The sequence below is a fragment of the Streptomyces sp. NPDC028419 genome (genome assembly GCF_055565515.1).
Genome location: NZ_JBVHUE010000047.1, coordinates 43,705 through 51,273, shown reverse-complemented (window position 1 = coordinate 51,273; position 7,569 = coordinate 43,705). Strand labels below are relative to the sequence as shown.

At 73.9% G+C, this 7,569-nt stretch carries 5 protein-coding genes and 1 pseudogene; 2 read left to right on the top strand and 4 right to left on the bottom strand.

Annotated features, from left to right (window positions below):
• Positions 1–113: 113 nt before the first annotated feature.
• The 4 genes from ACZ4UB_RS35870 to ACZ4UB_RS35855 form a co-directional block, all read right to left on the bottom strand.
• Complete coding sequence (locus ACZ4UB_RS35870; RefSeq protein WP_468076862.1) at positions 114–1,889, bottom strand: M16 family metallopeptidase; 1,776 nt, start codon at positions 1,887–1,889, stop codon at positions 114–116.
• Between the two features lie 176 nt (positions 1,890–2,065).
• Complete coding sequence (locus ACZ4UB_RS35865; protein ID WP_468076860.1) at positions 2,066–3,022, bottom strand: hypothetical protein; 957 nt, start codon at positions 3,020–3,022, stop codon at positions 2,066–2,068.
• A 101-nt stretch (positions 3,023–3,123) separates the two neighbouring features.
• Complete coding sequence (locus ACZ4UB_RS35860; protein WP_468076858.1) at positions 3,124–3,600, bottom strand: hypothetical protein; 477 nt, start codon at positions 3,598–3,600, stop codon at positions 3,124–3,126.
• Between the two features lie 129 nt (positions 3,601–3,729).
• Positions 3,730–4,959 carry a nucleotide sugar dehydrogenase gene (locus ACZ4UB_RS35855; protein WP_354383045.1) on the bottom strand — a complete coding sequence of 410 codons (1,230 nt, stop codon included), beginning with the start codon at positions 4,957–4,959 and terminating at the stop codon, positions 3,730–3,732.
• A 232-nt stretch (positions 4,960–5,191) separates the two neighbouring features.
• Between ACZ4UB_RS35855 and ACZ4UB_RS35850 the strand changes: the two genes are divergently transcribed.
• Positions 5,192–6,898 (top strand): glycerol-3-phosphate dehydrogenase/oxidase, encoded by a 1,707-nt coding sequence (locus tag ACZ4UB_RS35850; RefSeq protein ID WP_354383046.1) that lies wholly within the window; start codon positions 5,192–5,194, stop codon positions 6,896–6,898.
• Between the two features lie 272 nt (positions 6,899–7,170).
• Positions 7,171–7,569 (top strand): annotated as a pseudogene (locus ACZ4UB_RS35845) (hypothetical protein); the annotation flags it as partial.

Genomic DNA, 7,569 nt, shown 5'->3' with positions numbered 1-7,569 from the left:
CCCCCCCCCCCCCCCCCCCCCCCCCCCCCCCCCCCCCCCCCCCCCCCCCCCCCCCCCCCCCCCCCCCCCCCCCCCCCCCCCCCCCCCCCGCGGCGTTCGCGCGTGGCGGGCGCTCAGTAGCGGCCCTTCGAGCGGCGCCGCAGCATGACCCCCCACGGCACCAGGAAGACCGCCACGACCAGCCAGAGGATCGCCGCGGCGGCCCAGTCGGAGGCGCTCAGCCGCTCCGCGTCGTGGAACACGGCGTAGGTGCCCAGCGCGGCGAGGACGCCGAGCGCCACGGAGGGCACGCCGAGCACCCACAGCACGACCGTCACCCAGGTGAGTCGGGGCCCGGCGGGCGCGGCCCCGGTCCCGGAGGCCGGGGCGGCACTCTCCGGCCGCGGGATCCGCGACGGGTCGCGCGGTGGCATCGAGACGACCGCCGAGGGGTGGACCCCGGCGTCCAGGGGGGCCAGCTGGGCCGCGCCGATGCCGTAGAGGGTGGGCTCGACGGTGAGCGTGAAACCGTCCTGGCCGACGAGGTAGCGGGCGCCGTCCGGGTAGGAGTTCAGCAGGACGCACTCGGCGTAGCGGATGGTCACCTGGTGGTCGGGCGCCACCAGGCTGATGCCGTCGCCGCCGACGATGAGCGTCGCCTTCTGCTCGCCCAGGCGGGCGTAGCGCCGGCCGGTGACCACCTCGGCGGAATGCTGCGGGGCCTCCGCGAGGCCCGCCCAGTCCACGCCCCGGCCGCCGGGCACCTGCATCAGCGCGCCCGCCCACACCTCGCGCGCGACCCGGTGCAGGCCCTCGACGGTGACGGCCTCGATCTCGGCCGCGGCCTCGGCCGTGGTGAGGTTGCGGTGGCCCAGGAGCAGGTTCATGGCGTGCCCGGGGAGCTCGTGCGCGGCCAGCTCCGGCACCTCGAAGCGGGCGAGCGCGGCGGTGCGTACGGACTCCAGGTCGGCCTGCTCGATCCGGCCCGCCCGCAGCTTCGCGAGCACGTCGAGGAACGCGCCGACCATCGCGTCCCGCTTCTCGGGCAGCGCGTCGGCGAAGGCCACGACGGTCGCGCTGTCGCGGTCGCGCGGCCGGTAGTCGGCCTCGGCGGTGTAGGAGTAGCCGCCCTTCTGGCGCAGCTCGCGGAACAGCTCCTTGCCCAGCACCTCGGAGAACAGCGCGGCCTCGGTGGAGCGCGGGACGACGGCGGTCAGCACGGCCCCGCCCTCCTCGCCGTGGTAGTACGCGGGGGTGGCCGGGAGCGCGGAGGTGATCTCCGGCAGCTCCTGCCACGCACCGGCCGGCAGGGTCAGGTCCAGGCCCTCGGGAACGGTGTCGCTGGTGATCCACAGGACCGCGTTCTCGGTGGTGAAGCGGGTCCGGGCCCATTCGCGGACGGCGTGCGCGGTGAGCCGGGGCAGGCCCGCCTCCGCGTAGCTGAGCAGGCCGTGACCGCGGGCGCCGTAGCGCCACAGCGGCATGCCGTGGCCGGGGCCGCGGGAGCGCCCGGCGGCCTCGGTGCGCAGGATCTCCTTCTCGGTCTCCAGCCGCTCCGTCGGCAGGTCGCGCAGTGCGGCGCAGACACCGTTCAGGTACTCGACGACGTCGGCCGGGGTGCCGGAGACGTGGAAGTGGGTGTACACCGCGGCGGTGGCGCCGTTGTAGTGCAGGTCGCCCAGGCCGTGCCGGTGCAGCGCGAGGTGCTCGACGAGGTGGGTGATGCCGCTGGTGGCGAGGGTCTCGTCGGCCCGGCCGACCCGGAAGAGCAGCCCGGCGGCGACCGGGCCGGAGCGCGGGGCGAGGACGGTGCGGATGCCGCCCACGGTGGTGTGGCGGATGCCGTCGACGACGTAGTCGGTGCCGGACTCGGTGCCGGACTCGGTGTGGGAGTCGGTGTCGCTGTTCATGGGTGGGCCCCCTAGGGTGTCTCTTTCGGATCTTGTCGGTCGAGTCCGCGGCGTCTGGTGCCGTGCATGGCCGTGCTGCCGGGGCGCTCGTGTACTGGACGTACTCGGTCGCCCCGGCAGTGCGGCCAGGCGCGGTGCCGGGCGTCGCGGGCCCGGCAAGATCCGAAAGAGACGACCTAGCCCTTGGCCAGGGCGAGCTTGCGGTGACGGACGAACGCGGCCTCGTGGCCGCCCTTGACGTAGGCCCAGGGGAACTCGTGGGCGTGGTCGCCGAGGGCGCGGAAGTGCGGGGCGGCCTCGGCGTGGCGGCCCGCCAGGGAGTGCACGGCCGCGAAGGCGCTGTGCGCGCCGACGGCCAGCGGGTCGTCGGGGCGGGCCTCCGGGTGCAGGACGGACCGGGCGGCGGCGTCCCGCAGCCGCTGCGCCTGGACGGGTTCGCGCAGGTACGCCTCGCGCGCCGCGTCGCCGTCCAGCTCCAGCCACTGCTCCATCTGCGCGAGGGCGACCAGGGCGCCGTTGGGGCTGCCCGCGGGTGCGCTCACGGTGACCTCCCAGGCGAAGCCGTGCGCGGCCTCCCAGCTGCCGCCCCACTTCGGGCAGAGCTTCTGGAGCAGCTGCGACTGCCCCGAGTAGTGGTGCGGGTGGTGCTCGGAGAGCCGGGCGTAGCGGCGGCGGGCCTCGCTCTGGCCCAGCTCCAGCCCGCGCGCGGTGAGCACCCGGAGGTACCAGGCGAGGCCGAAGGCGGGGTACTCGGCGCACACGTCGATGAGCAGGACCTCGGCGCGCCGCAGGTAGGCGTGGAAATCGCGGAACTGGTCCTTGGAGACGTGCTCGGCCCCGTACCCGCTGCGGATGCTCCAGCCGATCTGGACGAACCGGTCGGCGAGCAGCGCGCGGGCCAGCGGGTCGCCGGGCCGCTGCGCCACGATCCGGCCGAGGAACTCCTCGGCCCCCTCGGTGTCGGCGACGACCCGGCAGGCCGCGGGGCGGTCCTGCTCGCGGGGCAGGGCGTCGAAGGCGGCGGCGACCGCGGCCCAGTCCTGGCGCTGTACGGCGCTGCGGAGGGCGGCGAGGGCCGGTATGCGGTCGACGGGTTCGAATACGGGCCGACCGAGCGGCGGGTGAGCGGGCACGGCCGGATCATATGACCGGGGCATGTGACCACAACAGTGGTTTCATCGCCCCGTGATCCGGTCGTGCCTGCTCAGGGCCGTGCCGGTGACGTGCCGTGGCGTCAGGAGGCGGACTTGCGGGCCGTCTGGAAGGCGGCGAACGCACCGAGCGCGAAGAAGACGAGCGAGATCGCGTCCGCGTCGGCCTTCCACGCCTCGTGCACGAGGCTGAGGTGGTCGGTCAGCAGCTCGGTCGCGCTGAGCGGCAGCGTCTTCGCACCGATCATGGCCTCGCCGACGAGACCACCGGCGTAGACCGAGCCGAGGGACAGCGCGGCGGCCAGGACCGGCAGGATCGGGTTGCGGCCGCCGAGCTTGCCGGCCGCGAAGCCGACGAGGATGCCCACGCCCACCGCCGCGTAGCCGATCTCGCGCTCGGTCGCGCCGATGATGGCGCCGTAGGCGGCGGCCGCCGCCAGGGCCGCGACCACGGCCGCGATGACGCCGAGGGCGACGTTGCCCTTCGGCTCGGCCGGGGCCGGGTAGCCGGGGGCCGGGGTGACGGAGTCGGGCGCGGGCGGCTGGAACTGCTGGCTCATGAGAGATCCCCCCCAGGGATACGGGCGCACGGGTGCCCCAGGGGTGACCGTGGGGACGTAAGTGCGAAATAAGAACGCCGCAGGCTAACAGGCGCCGGTGGCGGCCGCAGGGGGGATTTCGGCGGCGGGTCAGAGCCGGTACGCGGCTCCCACCGGACTCGCGCCCCGCGTGTCCAGCAGCAACTGGGCCTTCACCGCGAGTCCTTGCAGGTCGTAGGTGCGGTGGTGCTGGAGCAGGATCGTCAGGTCGGCGTTGGCCGCGGCCTCGTACAACGATTCGGCACGCGGTACGGGCTGGTCCCGCACCCGCCATCCCGCGATGTACGGATCGTGGTAGCTGATCAGGGCGCCGAGGTCGAGGAGGCGGCTCGCGATCTCGCGGGCCGGGGAGCCCTCCTGGTCGGCCAGGTCCGGCTTGTAGGTGACCCCCAGCAGCAGCACCCGCGCCCCGCGCGCGGACTTGCCGTGCTCGTTGAGCAGGGTGGCGCTGCGCTGGATGACGTACTGCGGCATCCGGTCGTTGATCTCCTGCGCCAGGCCGACCATGCGCAGGGGGTGGCCGGGGGTGCGGGTGGTGTGCGGGAGGTAGTTGGGGTCCAGCGGGATGCCGTGGCCGCCGACGCCCGGGCCGGGCCGGAAGGCCTGGTAGCCGTACGGCTTGGTCTCGGCGCAGCGGATCACGTCCCACAGGTCCACGCCGAGGTCGTGGCAGAGGACCGCCATCTCGTTCATGAGCGCGATGTTGACGTGCCGGTAGTTGGTCTCCAGGAGCTGGACGGCCTCCGCCTCGCGCAGTCCGCGCGCGCGGACCACCTTCTCCGTGAGGCGCGCGTAGAAGGCCGCGGCGGATTCGGTGCAGGCCGGGGTCAGGCCGCCGATCACCTTGGGGGTGTTGGCGATGCCGTGCGTCCGGTTGCCGGGGTCGTGGCGGCTGGGGGAGTAGGCGAGGTGGAAGTCGCGGCCCGCGCGCAGACCCGAGCCCGCTTCGAGGACGGGGCGCAAGTATTCCTCGGTGACGCCCGGATGGGCGGCGGATTCGAGGATGACGGTGGTGTGCGGGCGCAGCCGGGCGGCCAGGGCGCGGCCGGCCTCGCCGACGGCGGACAGGTCGAGGGCACGGTCCGCGCCGAGCCGGGTGGGCGCGCAGATCACGGCCGTGCGGACGCGGCCGAGTTCGGCGGGGTTGGTGGTGACGCGGAAGCCCGCCGCCGACATGCGGCGGATCTCGGCGGCCGTGAGGGTGGAGTCGGTGGCGGGTCCGCTGTCGTATCCGACGGTCTCGATTCCGGCGGAAACGGCGGCCTGTGCGAGCGGGAGGCCGAGGTGGCCGAGTCCGATGACGGCGAGGTCAGCGGGCATGGGGTTTGCCGTCCTTCCTCCCCTGACATGAGGGGGCTGAACGCGCAAGTCCTGTGGACAGCTGGAGCTGGCGCTATGTCAGACTAGGCGTATATATGACCGATCTGCGGCATTGTGGGGTGGTCGCCACCGCTGTGTTGTCCACAGGCGGTGGCCGATGTGGGCGTGCCACGGTCAGAATCGTGACCAAGGGGGACATGAGCGGGAACACCCGCGTCAACGGGAGGCAGCCGTGAGGACAGCGACACTGGGGCCAGCGCAGCGTGCCGAGGCGCTCGCCCGGATGGCCGAGCGAGAACTCGACGTGCTCGTGGTGGGCGCGGGCGTGGTGGGGGCCGGCACCGCGCTCGACGCCGTGACCCGAGGCCTCTCCACCGGCCTGGTGGAGGCCCGCGACTGGGCCTCGGGGACCTCCAGCCGCTCCAGCAAACTGATCCACGGCGGACTCAGGTACCTGGAGATGCTCGACTTCGCGCTCGTCCGCGAGGCCCTCAAGGAGCGCGGCCTGCTGCTGGAGCGGCTCGCGCCGCACCTGGTCAAGCCGGTCCCGTTCCTCTACCCGCTCCAGCACAAGGGCTGGGAGCGGCTGTACGCGGGCTCCGGCGTGGCCCTGTACGACGCGATGTCCATCTCCAGCGGGCACGGCCGCGGCCTGCCGGTGCACCGCCACCTCTCGCGCCGGCGCGCCCTGCGGATCGCCCCCGCGCTGCGCAAGGACGCCCTGGTCGGGGCGCTCCAGTACTACGACGCCCAGATGGACGACGCGCGCTACGTCGCCACGCTGGTGCGCACGGCCGCGGCGTACGGGGCGCACTGCGCCAACCGGGCCCGGGTCGTCGGCTTCCTGCGCGAGGGCGAACGGGTGGTCGGCGCGCGCGTCCAGGACGTCGAGGGCGGGGGCGAGTACGAGATCCGCGCGAAGCAGATCGTGAACGCGACCGGGGTGTGGACGGACGACACGCAGGCGCTGATCGCCGAGCGCGGCCAGTTCCACGTCCGGGCCTCCAAGGGCATCCACCTGGTGGTGCCGAAGGACCGGATCCACTCGGCGACGGGGCTGATCCTGCGGACCGAGAAGTCCGTCCTGTTCGTCATCCCGTGGGGACGGCACTGGATCGTGGGCACCACGGACACCGACTGGGACCTCGACAAGGCGCATCCGGCGGCGTCCAGCGCGGACATCGACTACCTGTTGGAGCACGTGAACTCGGTGCTGGCGGTGCCGCTCACCCGGGACGACGTGCAGGGCGTGTACGCGGGCCTGCGGCCGCTGCTGGCGGGGGAGTCGGACGCGACGAGCAAGCTCTCGCGCGAGCACACGGTCGCGCATCCGGTGCCGGGGCTGGTCGTGGTGGCGGGCGGCAAGTACACGACGTACCGGGTCATGGCCAAGGACGCGGTCGACGAGGCGGTGCACGGGCTGGACCAGCGGGTCGCCGAGTGCGTGACGGAGGACGTGCCGCTGGTGGGGGCGGAGGGCTACCGGGCGCTGTGGAACGCGCGGGCCCGGATCGCCGCCCGGACGGGACTCCATGTGGTGCGGGTGGAGCACCTGTTGAACCGGTACGGCTCGCTGACGGAGGAACTGCTGGACCTCATCACGGCCGATCCGGGGCTGGCGGAGCCGCTCGCGGCCGCGGACGACTACCTGCGGGCCGAGATCGTCTACGCCGCTTCGCACGAGGGCGCGCGGCACTTGGACGACGTGCTCACCCGGCGGACCCGGATCTCGATCGAGACCTTCGACCGGGGGGCGCGGTCGGCGCGGGAGTGCGCGGAGCTGATGGCGCCGGTGCTGGGCTGGGACGAGGAGCAGATCGCGAAGGAGGTGGAGCACTACGAGAAGCGGGTGCAGGCGGAGCGGGAGTCACAGCGTCAACCGGATGACCAGACGGCGGACGCGGCCCGATTGGGGGCTCCGGACATCGTTCCGCTCTGAGCCGGACCCGCCCTGCTCCCGCCCGTTCCCCGGCTCGGATGCGCGGCCCGACCCTCCGCTCCGGTCCCGGTTCCGCTTCCGGCTCCGCTCCGGGTCGTGCGCCGTACCGGGGGTCGGGCGGACGGCGTACGGTGGCCCGGGGGAACCGTGGACCCGGAACACCCGTCCGTTGCGGAGTGAGGAACAATGAGGTTTCGGCCGGGGCGGGTTACGTCGGGCCCAGCGGGATGACGGGCCGGCCGGAGAAGGCGGCACGATCGCAGAGGGGACGCATGTCGAAGCCGGAGCACAAGCGCAAGCCGGAGTCCCCTGCGGAAACCGCCGACGCGGTCGCGGAGTCAGCCGTCACGGGAGGCCCCGACCAGGCGTCGGACCAGCCTTCCGCCGCAGCTGGCGCGGGCGTTCAGGACACCACCCCGATACCGGACCCGGCCCCTGCCGAGGCCGGTGCCGAGGCGGCCGAGGCCGAGGACGTCGCCGCCGCTTCGAAGGGCTCCGCGCCGGACGCCGCCGCGGGGTCGAAGGACGCGAAGCCGGTGGCTGTCGGGCCGAAGGGTGCTGCTCCCGTGGTCGGGTCGTCCAAGGGCGCGGCGTCGAAGGGCGCAGGCTCGAAGGCGGCCGGGTCCGAAGCCGCCGAGCCGAAGGACGCCGAGCCGGTCGTCGCCGCGGAG

Excerpts from the sequence above, each read along its gene's own strand:
- ACZ4UB_RS35870 (WP_468076862.1), bottom strand. The coding sequence starts at position 1,889 with ATGAACAGCGACACCGACTCCCACACCGAGTCCGGCACCGAGTCCGGC.
- ACZ4UB_RS35860 (WP_468076858.1), bottom strand. The coding sequence starts at position 3,600 with ATGAGCCAGCAGTTCCAGCCGCCCGCGCCCGACTCCGTCACCCCGGCC.
- ACZ4UB_RS35855 (WP_354383045.1), bottom strand. The coding sequence starts at position 4,959 with ATGCCCGCTGACCTCGCCGTCATCGGACTCGGCCACCTCGGCCTCCCG.